Annotated in this window: 13 protein-coding genes; 10 read left to right on the top strand and 3 right to left on the bottom strand. The window is 57.4% G+C overall.

What is annotated here, in order from left to right; translation table 11 throughout:
• Positions 1-16 precede the first annotated feature (16 nt).
• From DDZ13_RS10450 to DDZ13_RS10460, 3 genes are all read left to right on the top strand, one after another.
• A complete protein-coding gene (locus tag DDZ13_RS10450; RefSeq protein ID WP_110131403.1) occupies positions 17-526 on the top strand; it encodes an STAS domain-containing protein in 510 nt (169 codons plus the stop codon).
• Between the two features lie 32 nt (positions 527-558).
• Positions 559-1,995, top strand: coding sequence for a GAF domain-containing SpoIIE family protein phosphatase (locus DDZ13_RS10455; RefSeq protein ID WP_110131404.1), 1,437 nt, complete (start codon positions 559-561; stop codon positions 1,993-1,995).
• Between the two features lie 127 nt (positions 1,996-2,122).
• Positions 2,123-2,506 carry a four helix bundle protein gene (locus tag DDZ13_RS10460; RefSeq protein WP_110131405.1) on the top strand — a complete coding sequence of 128 codons (384 nt, stop codon included), beginning with the start codon at positions 2,123-2,125 and terminating at the stop codon, positions 2,504-2,506.
• A gap of 214 nt (positions 2,507-2,720) precedes the next feature.
• Here DDZ13_RS10460 and DDZ13_RS10465 read toward each other — a convergent pair whose 3' ends face one another.
• Positions 2,721-5,468, bottom strand: coding sequence for a valine--tRNA ligase (locus DDZ13_RS10465; protein ID WP_110131406.1), 2,748 nt, complete (start codon positions 5,466-5,468; stop codon positions 2,721-2,723).
• Between the two features lie 412 nt (positions 5,469-5,880).
• Between DDZ13_RS10465 and DDZ13_RS10470 the strand changes: the two genes are divergently transcribed.
• The 7 genes from DDZ13_RS10470 (at position 5,881) to DDZ13_RS10500 (ending at position 12,695) form a co-directional block, all read left to right on the top strand.
• Positions 5,881-6,630, top strand: a complete 750-nt coding sequence (locus DDZ13_RS10470) for an SDR family oxidoreductase (RefSeq protein WP_110131407.1) — start codon at positions 5,881-5,883, stop codon at positions 6,628-6,630.
• The gene (locus DDZ13_RS10475; protein ID WP_110131408.1) at positions 6,630-7,181 is read left to right on the top strand and encodes a chalcone isomerase family protein; all 552 of its coding nucleotides are present in this window, start codon (positions 6,630-6,632) and stop codon (positions 7,179-7,181) included. Before DDZ13_RS10470 ends, DDZ13_RS10475 begins: the two co-directional genes overlap by 1 nt.
• Positions 7,182-7,302: 121 nt before the next feature.
• Complete coding sequence (gene pdhA / locus DDZ13_RS10480) at positions 7,303-8,409, top strand: pyruvate dehydrogenase (acetyl-transferring) E1 component subunit alpha (RefSeq protein WP_110131409.1); 1,107 nt, start codon at positions 7,303-7,305, stop codon at positions 8,407-8,409.
• 104 nt (positions 8,410-8,513) lie between these two features.
• On the top strand, positions 8,514-9,491 hold the full coding sequence (locus DDZ13_RS10485) for an alpha-ketoacid dehydrogenase subunit beta (protein ID WP_110131410.1): 978 nt from the start codon (positions 8,514-8,516) through the stop codon (positions 9,489-9,491).
• Positions 9,492-9,688: 197 nt separating this feature from the next.
• On the top strand, positions 9,689-11,062 hold the full coding sequence (locus tag DDZ13_RS10490) for a dihydrolipoamide acetyltransferase family protein (RefSeq protein WP_110131411.1): 1,374 nt from the start codon (positions 9,689-9,691) through the stop codon (positions 11,060-11,062).
• 711 nt (positions 11,063-11,773) lie between these two features.
• The gene (locus tag DDZ13_RS10495; RefSeq protein ID WP_158279887.1) at positions 11,774-12,037 is read left to right on the top strand and encodes a thiamine-binding protein; all 264 of its coding nucleotides are present in this window, start codon (positions 11,774-11,776) and stop codon (positions 12,035-12,037) included.
• 79 nt (positions 12,038-12,116) lie between these two features.
• Positions 12,117-12,695, top strand: a complete 579-nt coding sequence (locus DDZ13_RS10500) for a peptide deformylase (protein ID WP_110131413.1) — start codon at positions 12,117-12,119, stop codon at positions 12,693-12,695.
• 329 nt (positions 12,696-13,024) lie between these two features.
• Here the strand turns inward: DDZ13_RS10500 and rsmG are convergent, their stop codons facing one another.
• The gene (gene rsmG / locus DDZ13_RS10505) at positions 13,025-13,714 is read right to left on the bottom strand and encodes a 16S rRNA (guanine(527)-N(7))-methyltransferase RsmG (protein WP_110131414.1); all 690 of its coding nucleotides are present in this window, start codon (positions 13,712-13,714) and stop codon (positions 13,025-13,027) included.
• Positions 13,715-14,498: 784 nt separating this feature from the next.
• A complete protein-coding gene (locus DDZ13_RS10510) occupies positions 14,499-15,512 on the bottom strand; it encodes an RluA family pseudouridine synthase (RefSeq protein WP_110131415.1) in 1,014 nt (337 codons plus the stop codon).
• Positions 15,513-15,629 lie beyond the last annotated feature (117 nt).

Here is a 15,629-nt window from a genome sequence, read left to right on the forward strand (position 1 = left end):
ATCCATCGCTCGACTGATGAGTGATTCACAACAGCCGACTTTTCTTGTCAGCGCCTACTCGGATCCGGTTGTGGTCCGGATTAACGGCAAAGCGAACTATCTCAACTGCAACTCCTTTCGCGAGTTCATCGAGCAGATGCTGTCCGAGGAAAGGCACCGTTTTCTGGTGGACTTCGACAATTGCCAGGGGATGGACAGCACCTTCCTGGGCATTTTGGCGGGCACGGCGCTCGAGCTGAAAAAAAAGGAGACTCCGGGCACGCTCACGCTCTGCCGGCTGAGCGAGCGGAACCAGGAACTGATCACGAACCTGGGGCTGCAAAATCTCCTGATCATTTCCACGGACGAAGCCGACGCCGAGGTCTGCAGCGCATTCGACAGTCTGGACAACGAGGAAGTCTCCGACGCGAAGAATGTACTGAAGGCTCACGAAAATCTGGCTGCGGCCGACGAGCAGAACGTGGCAAAATTCCAGGATGTGATCTCGTTTCTCAAGAATCAGGTCGAGCAGGACGAAAGCAAGTGAACGCAACCACCTAACCGAAAACCACTGCCGACATGCTGCCCTTCCTTTCCGGCATTTTACTAGGCATGGCAGTGGTCTGGGTGCTTTACACCCGCAAGGGGCGGCAGCTCAAGATCATCGACCAGGAGAAGCAGCTCCTCCAGCAGGAGAAGCAGATCGTCGTCGAGTTCATGCACAACATGGTCGAGGCCGTGGCGGAGGGCAGCGACCGGGAGAACATGTTTCAACGGATCATTCATGCCGCGGTCCTGAGCACCGGCGCCATGAGTGCCTGCATCTTCGAGAAACGCCCGGACCATACCCTGAAGAGTATCGCGGTCGAAGGGCTTTTTCCGCCGCAGCGCAAGTTATCCAAAAAGCTCACCGGCAAGGATATCACGCGGGCGCAGTTTTTGGAGGGCATTCTCAAGTCGGAGACCTACCAGATCGGGGAAGGCCTGATCGGGCAGGTGGCCAAGTCGAAACAGGCACAGCTCATCACCGACGCGGGCAACGACCCGCGCGTGGTGCAGCACGAAGACCCGGCACTACAGGTCCGCTCCATCATCGTTGCGCCGGTGCTGTTTAAAAATGAACTCCTCGCGGTGCTCGCGGTGGCCAATCCGGCCGACGGCCTGGCTTTTACCGAGACCGACTTCTCGCTGGTGGAATCGCTGGCCGAGCAAGTGGGACTCGCGGTGCACAACAGCGCGGCCATGCAGCTGCAGATTGAAAAGCAGCAGATCGACCTCGACATGCAACTGGCGGCCAAGGTGCAGGGCCTGCTGCTGACCAAGGACTACCCCACCTCCAAGCAGGTGGCCTTTGCCAGCCACTACACGGCGGCGCAAAAAATCGGCGGCGACCTCTACGACGTCTTTTCGCTCGACGACAATACCATCGCCTTTGCCATCGCCGATGTCTCCGGGAAAGGGGTTTCGGCCTCGCTGCTGATGGCGATCTGCCAAACCCACCTCAGACATTTCGCCAAAGCCCACCGCTCGCCCGCCCAGGTGCTTTGCGAGATCAATGCCGCCATGCAAAAGACGATGCAGCGCGACATGTTCATCACCATGATCTACGCGATCTTTACCCTGGATACAGAGAAGCTGACCCTGGCCCGCGCCGGGCACGAACCCGCTTTTTTCTACGACAGCCACTCCGACGGCAGCCTCGATGTCGGCCCCATCCAGTCGCCGGGGATGGCGATCGGGATGGTGGGTCCGGAGATTTTCGATGATGTGATCGAGGATGCCAGTATCCACTTCGGGGAAAACGACGCGCTCCTCCTCTACACCGACGGGGTCACCGAATGCACTGACCCAGGCGGGGAGGAATTCTCCGGCGAACGCCTGCGGGAAACCTTGCAAACCCACGGACATTCCACCGCCGAAGGCATCATCGAACACGTCCTGGAAAACGTGAAGCGCTTCTCAAGGGGTAGCGGGCAACACGACGACTTGACGATGATTGCGGTGAAGCATGCGTAGCCCCGCTACGCATGCTTCACCGTGTAGGTTGTTGAGTGGTTGAGTGGTGGGTGGTGCTTGTGTTGAAATCTAAATTATCAAACGGTTAGTTGTTGCCTGACAATTTCGCTGTGATTTTCTTTTCAGCATGGCTGAGAGAAGATCGACGTTTGAGGACTTGAATTGCTGGAAAGCCGGGCGTGAGCTCTACCTCTTTGTTCGTCGCGAGGTCGTCAGTATTTTCCCGGCCAATGAAAAGTATGATCTTACCAGTCAAATCGTACGATCTGCGCGATCAGTGAAGGCAAACATTGCCGAAGGCTACGGCCGTTTTCATTATAAGGACGACGCAAAATTCCTTAGCTACGCGAGGGGATCGGCCCATGAAACGCTGGACCATATGCTGACAGCAGTCGATGACGGTTACATCTATGAAGATATTTTAAAGAGAGGGCGTGGACTCATCGACGAATCTATCCGCCTGATCAACGGCTATCGCGCCTATGTACTGAAAAGAAAACGAGGCGACTAAACGCCAAAAACCTACACACGACTCCCCGCTTCGCTCCAAGAGCTACGCAGGACAAGCAACCACTTAACCACTCAACGACCGACTAACCCGCCCCACTAACCACTCAACCACTCAACGACAAACCAGCAACCCCACCCACCACTCAACCACTCAACGACAAACCAGCAGCCCCACTCACCACTCAACCACTCAACTACCCACCAGAGAGCCCCACTCAACTACCCACCAACGAATCCAAAATCCGCTTGGTCTCGTCGCGCTTCTCGGTGGTTTCGGCGAGTTGTTTGCGGGCGCCTTCGACGACGTGGGCGGGCGCGCTTTCGACGAACTTCGGGTTCTTCAGTTTGCCTTCGCCGGCGGCGACGAGCTTGTCGAGCTTGGCCAGTTCTTTCGTCAGGCGGGTTTTTTCAGCATCGACGTCGATGCTGCTGCTGAGGTCGAGGTAGAGTGAACCGAGCGGGGTGACGGCGGCGGGCAGGCCATCGGCGGACTTGCCGCTGAGCGCGTCCAGGCTACCTAGTCCGGCCAGGGTTTTCACCAAGCCGGCGTTGTCGGTAATCACCTTGGCGGCATCGCCTTCGGCACCGAAGAAGACGGCGACGTCGCGCTTGTTGGCGAGATTGTATTTCGCTTTAAGGGCCCGGGCCTGGGTGATGAGTTCCTGTAGATCGGCCACCCGTTCGACCGCGCCTGGGTCGACGGCCAGGCTGCCGAGAATTTCCGCGGCTCCGGACAGCTTGGTGTTTTGAATAAAGGGTTCGTTGGCATCGTAGCCGAGCCCCTTCCAAAGCTCTTCCGTGATATGCGGGATGACCGGGTTGGCCAGTTGCAGGACCTGGCGCAGGGCCAGGTCCTGAATCGCGAGGCAGTTGTCGCGTTCGGCGTCGCTGCCCTTGAGCTTGCCCTTGGAGGCCTCGACATACCAGTCGCAGAAATCACTCCAGAAGAAGCCGTAAATATTATGGGTCAGCGGGGCCAATTCGTAATCGGTAAAGCACTTTTCCACTTCCCGGGTCACTTCGGCGAGCCGCGCCAGAATCCAATGATCGTAGTCGTCAAGGAGGCTCGGATCGATACGGGCGTGGATCGCCTCCAGGCTGGAGTTATCCGCCATCGGGCCACTCATCTGGCGGAAGCGCGAGGCATTCCAGAGCTTGTTGCAGAAGTTGCGACCGATCTGGATACGCTCTTCCGAGAAGAGAATGTCGGATCCGGTCGGCGCGATGTTGCAGATCCCGAAGCGCAACCCGTCCGCACCGAACTTTTCGATGAGATCGAGCGGGTCGGGTGAGTTGCCGAGCGACTTGGACATCTTACGCCCCTTCTCGTCGCGGATGAGACCGTGTATGAAGATGTTCTTAAAGGGAATGCGTTGGGCGATCTCCTCGTCGCTCAGTTCTTTCTTGTCCTCCCCGTAGAGTTCGAGTCCGGCCATGATCATGCGGGCCACCCAGAAGAAGATGATGTCGAAGCCCGTCACCAGGGTCGAAGTCGGATACCAGAAGTCCTGCTCCTTTTGCTGCTCGGGGGTCGCATCGGGCCAGCCGAGGTTGGCCATCGGCCAGAGGTAGGAGGAGGCCCAGGTGTCGAGCACGTCTTCTTCCTGCTCCCAGTTTTCCGGATCGGAGGGTCCGTCGACCGAGACATGAACGTGCTCGGGATTGTCAAAGTCCAGTTCGTTGATGGGGATACCCTTCTTATACCAGACCGGGATGCGATGGCCCCACCAGAGCTGGCGACTGATGCACCAGTCCTGAATTCCGTTCAGCCAGTGCAGGTAAGTTTTCTTCCAGCGGTCCGGATGGAATTTGATGATCCCCTTCTCCACTGCGCGCTTGGCCTCCATCACCTTCGGGTACTTGAGGAACCACTGCTCGGAAAGGCGCGGCTCGATCGGCACATCGCCGCGCTCGGAAAAGCCGACGGTGTTTTCGTAGGGCTCGCGCTCGATCAGCAGGCCCATGTCCTCGAGCTTTTGCGCGGCGACCTTACGGGCCTCGAAGCGATCCATTCCGTCAAACGCCTCGCCGGCCAGGTGGTTAAGCTTCCCGTCGTGGTCGATCACCTCGATGATCTCCAGATCGTGGCGCTGCCCGATCTCAAAGTCGTTCTTGTCGTGCGCGGGGGTCACCTTCAGGCAGCCGGTCCCGAACTCGCGGTCGACATACTCGTCGCCGATAATGGGGATCTCCGCCTTGGGGAAGGGCCGCCAGACCGTCTTGCCGATGAGGTGCTTGTAGCGTACGTCCTCGGGATGCACCGCTACGGCGCTGTCGCCCATGAGCGTCTCGGGGCGGGTGGTGGAAATTTCCAGATGGGTGCGCTCGCCGTCCGGCTCCACCAGTTCGTAGCGCATTTTATAGAAGAAGCCGTTCTGCGGCTTCATGTTGACCTCTTCGTCGGAGATCGCGGTGTGCGTCGCCGGGCACCAGTTGACCATGCGGAGGCCGCGGTAGATGTAGCCGCGCTGGTAGAGCTTCACGAATGCCGTCAGCACCGCTTTGGAATAATGCTCATCGAGGGTGAAGCTGGTGCGGTCCCAGTCGCAGGAAGCGCCCAACTTCTCCAGTTGGTTGAGAATGACGCCACCGGATTCCTCGCGGAAGTCCCAGACCTTTTCCAGGAAAGCCTCGCGGCCGTAGTCGTATTTCGTCTTACCCTCCGACTCGCGCAGCTGCTTCTCCACCTTGGTCTGGGTCGCGATGCCGGCGTGGTCGGTACCCGGCTGCCAGAGCACGGCCTTGCCCTCCAAACGCGCGCGGCGAATGAAAATATCCTGTAGCGTGTTGTCCAGGACGTGACCCATGTGCAGCATACCCGTCACATTGGGTGGCGGAATCATGATGGCGTAGGGCTCGCGCGACGGATCGGCCTCGGCCTTGAAGCACCCGGCTTCCAGCCAGTTGGCATACCAGCGTGCTTCGACTTCTTTCGGTTCGTAGGCTTTTGCGATCTCGGACATAGCGGGAAATTGGGAAAACTGCCTGGCTCATCGACCTGACGGATCGATGCTACAGTGAAAAATTAGAAAACTGCTCAAACTGTGCCCTCGCCCGCGGCTTTCAAGCTAGAAAAGAAGAGAGAGTTGGTGGGTGGTTGAGTGGGGCTGCTGGTTTGTCGTTGAGTGGTTGAGTGGTCAGTGGGGATTTTGGTAGGTCGTTGAGTGGTTGAGTGGTCAGTGGGGATTTTGGTAGGTCGTTGAGTGGTTGAGTGGTCAGTGGGGCTCGATAAGTGGTTGGTTGAGTCGTAAGAAGTGCCCCACGCACGAAAGTCTTCATGGGGAAGCAGCCTAAAAGCACCACTCAACCACTCAACCACAGACCAACCACCCCACAATTGCTGTAATCCTTTCTCCCCGACAACGATGGGTCAGTATGTCAGAAAACAAAACTATCGTCATCGGCGGCATCACCGGGGGTATCGGCTCAGCGCTGGCCCGCAAGCTAGTTGCGGAGGGACACACCGTGCAGGGCTTCGCCCGGAGTGCGGAGCGCATTGATGCCCTGAAAGAGAAACTGGATGTCCAGATTTCGACAGTGGACGCGACCAATCCCGAGGAAGTCGACGCGTACTTCGATTCCGCCTCGGAATCTGCAGATCAGATTGATGCTTACGTGCACGCCATCGGTTCGATCTTTCTCAAGCCGGCCCACCTGACTTCTCCGGAAGACTGGCAAAACGTCATCATGGCTAATCTGAATAGTGCCTTTTATGCCCTTCGTGCCTGCACCAAGATCATGCAGAAGCAACGAGCGGGCAGCTGCCTGTTCTTCAGCACGGCTGCAGCTCAAACGGGCATCGCCAACCACGAGGCCATCGCGGCTGCGAAAGGCGGCATCGAAGCAATGATCCGCTCGGCCGCCGCGACGTACAGTTCCAAGGGCCTCCGCTTTAACGCCATCGCCCCTAGCCTCACCGACACACCGCTGGCTAAACCGGTCATCGGCAGCGAGCAGGGACTGGAAATTTCCAAGCGCATGCACCCTCTCGGGGAGATTGGCGATGCAAACGACATTGCCAGCCTGGCCAATTGGCTGTTGTCCGATGACGCCAAGTTTGTCACCGGTCAGACCTTTGTCGCCGACGGGGGCATCTCGACGATCGTTCCCAAGCCGAAAGCATAATGACGCGTCATTACAAAATCATACCTGCCATGCTTTTACTGGCGATCTCAAGCGCCAGTGGCAGCGAACTCTTTCCCCAGAGAATCAAGGTCCTGGACCAGAGCTTTGTTAAACTGGGGGAATACCGCTACGTCTATCGCTTTTTCTTCGACCTCTACGAGGTTGCGCTGTTCACCGAATCGGGGGCGGACGCCGAAGATGTGCTCAAAGCCAACAGGGCTTTTCATCTCCAGTTCCACTACCTCCGGCAGATCGACAAGGCAATCATCCTGAAATCCGCCGACCGTATGCTGGAAAGAAATCTCAGCGAGGACGAGCGATCAATCATTGCCGAACGGGTAGCTAAAATCAACGAAGCTTACACCGGCGTCGGGGAAGGTGACCGGTCGTCGCTGACCTACAAGCCCAGCACGGGCACCACCCTATGTATCAACGACGAACCCGTGATCACGATTGAGGGGAAGGATTTCGCGGAGCTGTATTTCCGAATCTGGCTGGGCGAAGAAGCCATCTCCCAAAGTTTGAAGGAAAACCTGCTCGGCCGCGGGTGATTATATGCGAATCATATTTCGTAAATTTAGTTTCGCGAATTAAGATTCTTTTTACAAATCGTATTTAACTTGCAATTTGCATCGATCGAGGGCTTTGTTGCGGTTCAACCGACGCAAGCCTATGGCAACAAAGAAGAAAACCGCAAAAACAGCCAAGAAAACGACCAAGAAGGCAAAGACTTTCCTTCAGGCCCCTATTAACAAGAAGCTGTCCGCCGAGGAGAAGATCGAGCTTTACCGGACGATCGTCGGGATCCGGCGTTTTGAAGAGCGTTCCCTACGCGCCTACAATCAAGGGAAAATCGGCGGCTTCCTCCACCTTTACATCGGCCAGGAAGCCGTGGCCACGGGTGTCGTCTCCCTGATGGAGGAGAACGACCACATTATTACCGCCTATCGCGACCACGGGCATGCACTGGCCGTGGGGATGTCGATGAACGAATGTATGGCGGAGATGTACGGCAAGCACACCGGTTGCTCCAAGGGTAAGGGCGGCTCCATGCACTTTTTTGCGCCGGACAAGAATTACTGGGGCGGCCACGGGATTGTCGCCGGGCAGACGCCTCTCGGAGCCGGCCTCGCCTATGCGCTCAAATACAAGGGCGTCAAGGGCTGTGCGGTTTGTTTCCTTGGCGACGGCGCTGTCAATCAGGGGGCCTTCATGGAAACCCTGAACCTCGTCTCGCTATGGGACATTCCGGTGGTTTTCGTGATCGAGAACAACGGTTACTCCATGGGCACCAGCTTAAAGCGTTCTTCCGCCGAAGAGAATCTCGCCCACCGCGCCGACGGCTTTGACATGGCCTGGGAAGTTTGCGACGGGCACGATGTGTTCGAAGTTCGTGAAGTGGCCGACCGCGCCATGACCCGCGCCCGCGAAGAGCACAAGCCCTTCCTCCTGGAAATCCGCACCTACCGCTACCGCGGACACTCGGTGGCCGATGCCAACCATGAGAAGTACCGGACCAAGGAGGAAATCGAGGACTACAAGAAGAACAAGGACCCGATCAACGTCCTCAAGCAGCAGCTGATCAAGGAAGGCACCCTAGACGAAGACCTGGTCAAACAGATCGACAAGGAGAAGAAAGAGGAAGCCGATGCCGCGGCTCAGTTCGCGGACGAGAGTCCGGTCGCACCCCGCGAGGAGATTCAAACCGACGTTTACTGGGAAGTCGACAACGACACCGAAGGCAAACTCAAAGGGACCTATTTTTTCAATGACGTGTAAACTCGCTTCGCGAGATTTTGGATTAAAGATTAAAATTAAAGACAACCCACTGCTTTTTGAGCTGGGACAACTGGCAACCACTCAACCACTCAACGCATTTCAAAATGGCCCTCATCACATACCGCGAAGCTATCAAGCAGGCACTTGCTGAAGAAATCGAACGCGACGAAAACGTCGTCATCATGGGCGAGGAAGTCGCTCAGTACAACGGCGCCTACAAAGTCACCGAAGGCCTCTGGGACAAATACGGCGACAAACGCCTGGTCGACACCCCGATCTCGGAGGCGGCCTTCTCCGGGCTCGCCATCGGTGCTTCGGCGCTCGGCATCCGTCCGGTCGTGGAGCTCATGTTCATGTCCTTCAGCTACGTGGCGATCGACCAGCTTTTCAACAACGCCTCCTTCTGCCGCTACATGTCCGGCGGCTTGATGAACGTTCCCATCGTGGTGCGCGGCCCGGCCAACGGGGGCACCAACGTGGGCGCGACCCACTCGCACACCCCGGAAAACATGGTGGCCAACCACCCCGGCCTCAAGGTGGTCTGCCCCTCCAACGCCTATGACGCCAAGGGGCTGATGAAGACGGCGATCCGCGACAACGACCCGGTCTTTGTCATGGAAAACACCCTCCTCTACGGGGAAAAGTGGGAAGTCCCGGAAGAAGAGTACACCATCGATCTCGGCGTCGCCAACGTGCTCAAAGAAGGCTCGGACGTCACCATCGTCTCCCACGGCCGCTGTGCCATGATCTCGCTGAGCGCGGCCAAGATTCTTAAAGAGAAGCATGGTATTGACGCCGAAGTCGTCGACCTCCGCTCCATCCGCCCGCTCGACGAGGAAACCATCCTCAACTCGGTTAAGAAGACCAACCGCGCGGTCCTGGTGGAGGAGAACAAGCCCTTCTGCGGCGTGGACGCCCAAATCTCGCACATGATCCAGTACAAGGCATTCGACTATCTGGATGCGCCCATTCACCGGGTTTCTGCAGTCGACGCCCCGCAAATCTACGCCAAGGATCTGGAAAACTGGCAGATCCCCAACGAAGAACGCATCATTGAATCCGTGCTGAAATGCGTCTCCTAATTGTGGATTTCCGATTCGAGATTGCAGATTTAAACGAAAGAACAACTTCCCCTCACTCCAGGACAGGCAACCACTCACAAGTCACGCCGTAGACCCGGAAGGGCGAAGGCGGAACCACTCAACCACCTTACCAACTTACGACTCCCCGCTTCGCTCCAAGAGCTTCGCAGGGCAAGCAACCACCCACAAGACGAACAATGGCTACACTCATCGACATGCCCAAACTCAGCGACACCATGACGGTGGGCACGCTGGTCAAATGGTTAAAGAACGAAGGCGACGCGGTCGCCAACGGCGACATGATCGCCGAAGTCGAAACCGACAAGGCCACGATGGAAGTCGAATGCTTCGACGACGGCGTCCTGATCAAGCAGTACTGCAAGGAAGGCCAGGAAGTGCCGGTCGGTGGCGCGATTGCCGCCGTGGGTGAGAAAGGCGAGGAGGCTCCCGAAGTCGACAACTCCGATGCCGGTGGAGACGCCGAGGACGAGAAAAAAGAGGATGACGGGGGCGACGAGAAGGAGGCCGGGAAAGACGACGAAGCCAAATCCTCTGCAAAAGAGAGCAAGCCGGACGAGGACAAAGTCAAAGGGGCGTCGGATAAAAAATCCGACGATACGCCGGCGGAAGTCCCCGCGCCCGCAACCACCGATGACGGCGAACGGATCAAGGCATCCCCAGTGGCCCGCAAGATCGCAGCCGAGAAAGGCATCGACCTGGCCACACTCAAAGGAAGCGGCCCCGGTGGCCGAATTTTAAAGGAAGACGTGCTCAATGCAGAACCGGCCCCGGCAGCAGCCGAGGGTGGCGGATCCGGTGCCGGCAAGGCTGCCGCCGCTGAACCCGCCAAACCGGTGGCCACACTCGAAGAGCTCGACCTCCCGGTCAGCAACATGCGCAAGAGCATCGCCAAGGCACTGGTCTCGTCCAAGTCCAACGCCCCGCACTTCTACCTGCAAATCGAGGTGGACGGCGCCCCGCTGGCCGCACTCCGCAAGGAGCTCAATGCCAAGCTGGCCGAACTGCCCAAGGAACACGGCGGCACCAAGTTTACCGTCAACGACCTGACGCTGAAAGCTGCCGCTGAAGCGGTCCGCCGGGTTCCTGCGATCAACCGCTCCTGGGAAGGCGACACCATCAAGCAACACGCTAACGTGCATCTGGCCTTCGGCGTCGCCATCGACGACGGACTGGTCACTCCGGTCATCCGCGCGGCGGAAACCAAGGGCCTGCGCGAAATCGGCGCCGAAGCCAAAGTTTTGATCAAGAAGGCCCGCGACAAGAAACTCGCACCCGACGAGATGAGCGGTTCCACCCTGACCGTGACCAATCTCGGCATGTTCGGTATTTCCGACTTCTACGGCATCATCAATCCGAACAACGCGGCGATCCTCAGTATCGGAGCCACCATCAAAAAGCCCGTGGTCAACGAGAACGACGAAATCGTGATCGGCCAGACCATGAAGATCGGCCTGTCCGGGGACCACCGCACCATCGACGGGGCCGTCGGCGCACAATACCTGCAGGCCCTCAAGGAAATCCTCGAGACGCCGGCGCTGATGCTGGTTTAGGCGGGCATTCTTGGTTCTTGGTTCTTGGTTCTTGGTTCTTGGAAGAAGTAGAATCGAGTTCAATTTTGTTTCGATATTCGGGACAGGTATCGCGCGACAACGGCATGCGGCCTCGTATCGAACGGCATCGACCCCGCTGTTACCAGCGACCGTGTCCGGCGTAGCTTGAAAGCGAAGACAGAGGCCACGTGGCCTCGTTCGTGAGAACGGGGGTCGATACCTATCGAGGTGCCTCTCATTCCGAAAAGAAGACGACAAAATAATTTCCTTTGGGCCAGCGTAGCTGGCGACCGCTGATGTGCGCTGATAAACGCTTACTGTTGGGGAAGAATGAGTGATCAGGGATATGAGATATTCGCTTCGCTGGATATGGGGATGTTCGGTAATTCGGTGTTTCTGTGTTTCGGCCTAACGAGGAACGTGGAACCACTCAACCACCCACCAATCCAGCCCCACTCACGACTCAACCACTCAACGACGCACCAATACAGCCCCACTCACGACTCAACCACTCAGCCACACACTAATCCAGCAACCACTCACAGACAAAGCCTCAACCGGCAACTGGTGAACGGGTCACTGAAAAACTGCAAATCTCCGATTTGCCTCCCCGTGGTCCGTGGAAAAGGCCGATTCCATTCATCTGAGAAGTAGAGTGGACAGCGTCCGCGAAGCAATTTAGCTCTCACCCTAATGGAAAAGACCGACCCTTTGATCTCTTTACAGGTTTCCGTGTATGCACTCGACGGTAACGTGCGCGAGGCAGTGCACTGTTATCTGGACGCACTCGACGCGAGCGGACTGGCACGCGACACCGGCACGATGTCCACCGTAGTCTGGGGCGAAGCGGACGAGGTCTGGGACGGGCTGCGCAAGGCGTATGAAGCCGTTGCCGCGAAACATAAGGTCGTCGTCAATGTCGGCATGAGCAATATCGCTCCCCTCCCCGCACGTGCTTCAGGACAAAGAGAGTAGACAGAATTAAGAAGTTAGCAGTTAGACAAACGACTTAGCATAATACCTTCCCACTTTTCTACCTTCACACCTTAAACCAATGATCCTACGAGTCACCCAATACGGCGAACCCATCCTCCGGGAAGTGGGGGCACCGGTTACTGAATTTAACGCCGAATTGGCCGAACTGGCCGACAACATGGTGGACACCATGTATGAGGCGGAAGGCATCGGCCTGGCCGCTCAGCAGATCGGCAAGGCCCTGCAGCTCTGCATCGTGGATGTGCGCCCTCCCGAGGGCGTGGAAGTGCCCTTCAACTACAGCTACGACGGCAAGCAACCGCCGCTCGACCTGTTCATGCCCATGGCGATATGCAACCCCAGGGTAAGCATCGTCGACGACCGCGAGGATGTCTACGAAGAGGGCTGCCTCTCCTTCCCCGGCGTGAACGGTAAAGTGATCCGCCCCGTCGGGGTGCGCTGCGAATTTCAGGATGTCCAGGGGAACCCGCACGTGATCGAAGCTGACGGCCTGCTCGGCCGCTGCATCCTCCACGAAGTGGACCACCTCAACGGCGAGCTCTTCATCGACAAAATGGACAAGCGCGATCTGAAGAAGAACGAGACCAAGATCAAGAAGCTCAAGCGTGAGTCGCGGGATTTTTTGAAAAGTCAGTAGGGGCTCCGCTTGCGGATGCCCACGGCTTTATCCAGAAGCTGCACTCGGGGGCATGCGAATACTGCTGAGCCCCGGAGGCACTCGAAAAAGCATCGCCTACACGACGATACTGGCATCCGCAGGCGGAGACTCTACAAGAGAAATCATAGCTCTACAGAACAGCTCTAATTTTAGATTTTAGATTTCCGAAGCACAGAATCAATGGAGACTGCGCCCTATTGTCCATTTGGGCAGGTTGCTTCCGTGACCCACCATGTACATCAGGACAGGAATGTCCTGACTCCGGGGAACTCTGCTTGCTAGTGCAAACAAACGTTTGCGATGCCGGTTCATCCGCGTTCCACCGCCCGGCCGCGCACACGCGGGACATCCCTCGCGTCAAAGTGCAGGATGTATTTCTCGGCAAAATAGTCGTCCTGCAGCTCCGCCTGCAAATCGATGGTTAGACGCGGGCGAATCCCGATGGCATCATATTCCGGCTGCAGTGCCCCACCCTTCCAATAGAGGACTCCGTTGGGAATCGAGTTGCGCTGCCCCTTGCGGAGGTTGCCTTTGATCCAGCTGAAATACTCGGGCAGGTTCTTGACCGCGCGACCGGTAATGAAGTCGAACTGTTTATTGACCGACTCGGCCCGGCACTGGCGCGCGTCGACGTTCTTCAGGTTCAGCTTGTCGGCGATATCCTGCACCACCGCGATTTTCTTACCGATCGAATCGATCAAAGTAAACTGCGCCTGCGGGTAGCAGATCGCCATAATCAGACCCGGGAAGCCGCCCCCGGTGCCCACATCCATGACCCGCGCGCCATGCATCAGCTTGAGATGATTGGTGATTACCAGACAGTGTGCGAGATGCCGCTCCTCCAGATGCTCGATATCTTTGCGCGAGATCAGATTGATCTTTTCGTTCCACTCCCGAATGAGCTCGACCCAAGACTCCAGCACGGGCCAGGCCTGTTCGTTTACGTTGGGAAATTTTTCCGCTAGATCCGTCACGCCATCAGCCGAAGGGGAAGCCATGCTTTGGGCAAGTTTAATACAACGCTGCGATTCAATCCGTGTCGAATTTGAACCGCAGAGCGCCGGTTGCCGGAGAGGCAAATCTAAGATTTGCGGGTTTCCAGTGACCCGTTTGCCAGTTGTCGGTTAAGGCTTTATCTGTGTGTGGTTGCTGCTTTGGTGCGTCGTTGAGTGGTTGAGTGGGGCAGGTTTGGTGGGTGGTTGAGTGGTTGAGTGGTGAGTGGGACTGGATTGGTGGGTGGTTGAGTGGTTGAGTCGTGAGTGGGGCTGGATTGGTGGGTGGTTGAGTGGTTGAGTTGTGGGTGGGGCTGGATTGGTGCGTCGTTGAGTGGTTGAGTGGTGAGTGGGGCTGGATTGGTGCGTCGTTGAGTGGTTGAGTTGTGGTTGGGGCGTTGGGTTGGTTCCTAGTTCCTCGTTAGGCCGAAACCGAATTACCGAACATCCCCATATCCAGCGAAGCGAATATCCCATATCCTGATCACTCATCCTTCACCAACGGTAAGCGTTTATCAGCGCCCATCAGCGGTCGCCAGCTACGCTGGCTCAAGGAAATTATTTTGTCGTCTTCTTTTCGGAATGAGAGGCACCTCGATAGGCATCGATCCCCGTTCTCACGAACGAGGCCACGGGGGCTTGCTTGAATACTAAAGCTTACCGGCTAGCAAACACCGCCAACCGACCTGTCACGCCGTAGTCCCGAAGGGCGAAGGCGGATCCCGTTCTCACGAACGAGGCTACGTGGCCGGCGTCTTGTCCGGCGAAGCTTGCAAAGCGTAGACGGGAGCTACGTGGCCCCCTTGTCCCGCAGGCTTTCTTCCAGCTCGGCCAGGTCGCGGGGAAATTTACTGCTGAAGCGCTTGGTCTTACCGGTTTCGGGGTGGACAAATCCAATGCTGGAGGCGTGCAGGGCTTGGCGCTTACAGCCGTAGGGCTGGCCCGTGCCCTGCCCGACGGCCTTTTTGAAATCCGGGTGATAAAAGCGGTCGCCCAGGAGTGGCACACCCGCCCGTGCGGCATGGATGCGCAGTTGATGTTTCAGTCCGGTCTGCAAGCGCAGGCGCAGGCGGGATACGGTGTGCTCGCGTCCGCCACCGGCCGGCCAAGTGATGGTATCCAGCACTTCGTAATGACTGACGGCTTCAGTTGCCCCCTCCGTCGGCTCATCGAATACGGTTTGCTCCATCCCCTGCTCATCGAGTTTGAACCAGCTGCGCCAGGTCCCCTTTCGCGGTGCCAACTTGCCGTCCCCTAGAGCGAGGTATTCACGAAGAAAGCTGTGCTCCCGCACTTGTTTGACCAAATGCTCGCGCGCCTCCGCGTTCATGGCGAAACAGAGTAAGCCGCTGGTGTATTGATCGAGCCGGTGCACCGGCAGGGGCGTCAGCACTTTGCGATTCACCCGGTTGTGATCGAGCTCGGCCGCCCCTTTCCCCTGCAGATAAGTTTCGAGAAGGCTCAAAGCAGAAGGCTGCGACTTACCGGGCAACGGCACGGAGAGCAGGCCGGCACCTTTGTTGACGATGGCCAGCGAGCGATCGATATAGAGCAGATTGACCTGGGCATGGATGCGCGTCGGCATCCGTTTGAAAAAGACTTTCGCACCGGGCACAGCCTCGCCCATCCGCAGGCGTTCGCCCGGATCCTCCAAGCGATGATGGGGCTTGGTCAGCGGATGGCCGTCGAGTTGCACCCGCCCGCGCGCGAACCATTGCTTCAAGCGCTTCTTCGGGCTGTCCGGATAGTCGCGTGCCAGCCATTCAAGCGCGGTCTTCTCTTCAGTATGTGATGTCTCTTTCAATAAAATGCTGCTCCACAGATAGGGTTATCTGTGCAAGCATTCGTCTTCCGGGCGAGAGTGACAATAGACAAATGCAGTCGCGGTATAAGACCTAATGGATCATCGACCTTACGGATC

The sequence above is a fragment of the Coraliomargarita sinensis genome, assembly GCF_003185655.1.
Classification (GTDB): domain Bacteria; phylum Verrucomicrobiota; class Verrucomicrobiia; order Opitutales; family Coraliomargaritaceae; genus Coraliomargarita_B; species Coraliomargarita_B sinensis.

Bases quoted from the DNA above. Each gene is read 5' to 3' on its own strand.
- DDZ13_RS10450 (WP_110131403.1), top strand. From the start codon at position 17: ATGAGTGATTCACAACAGCCGACTTTTCTTGTCAGCGCCTACTCGGAT.
- DDZ13_RS10455 (WP_110131404.1), top strand. From the start codon at position 559: ATGCTGCCCTTCCTTTCCGGCATTTTACTAGGCATGGCAGTGGTCTGG.
- DDZ13_RS10460 (WP_110131405.1), top strand. From the start codon at position 2,123: ATGGCTGAGAGAAGATCGACGTTTGAGGACTTGAATTGCTGGAAAGCC.
- DDZ13_RS10465 (WP_110131406.1), bottom strand. From the start codon at position 5,468: ATGTCCGAGATCGCAAAAGCCTACGAACCGAAAGAAGTCGAAGCACGC.
- DDZ13_RS10470 (WP_110131407.1), top strand. From the start codon at position 5,881: ATGTCAGAAAACAAAACTATCGTCATCGGCGGCATCACCGGGGGTATC.
- DDZ13_RS10475 (WP_110131408.1), top strand. From the start codon at position 6,630: ATGACGCGTCATTACAAAATCATACCTGCCATGCTTTTACTGGCGATC.
- pdhA (WP_110131409.1), top strand. From the start codon at position 7,303: ATGGCAACAAAGAAGAAAACCGCAAAAACAGCCAAGAAAACGACCAAG.
- DDZ13_RS10485 (WP_110131410.1), top strand. From the start codon at position 8,514: ATGGCCCTCATCACATACCGCGAAGCTATCAAGCAGGCACTTGCTGAA.
- DDZ13_RS10490 (WP_110131411.1), top strand. From the start codon at position 9,689: ATGGCTACACTCATCGACATGCCCAAACTCAGCGACACCATGACGGTG.
- DDZ13_RS10500 (WP_110131413.1), top strand. From the start codon at position 12,117: ATGATCCTACGAGTCACCCAATACGGCGAACCCATCCTCCGGGAAGTG.
- rsmG (WP_110131414.1), bottom strand. From the start codon at position 13,714: ATGGCTTCCCCTTCGGCTGATGGCGTGACGGATCTAGCGGAAAAATTT.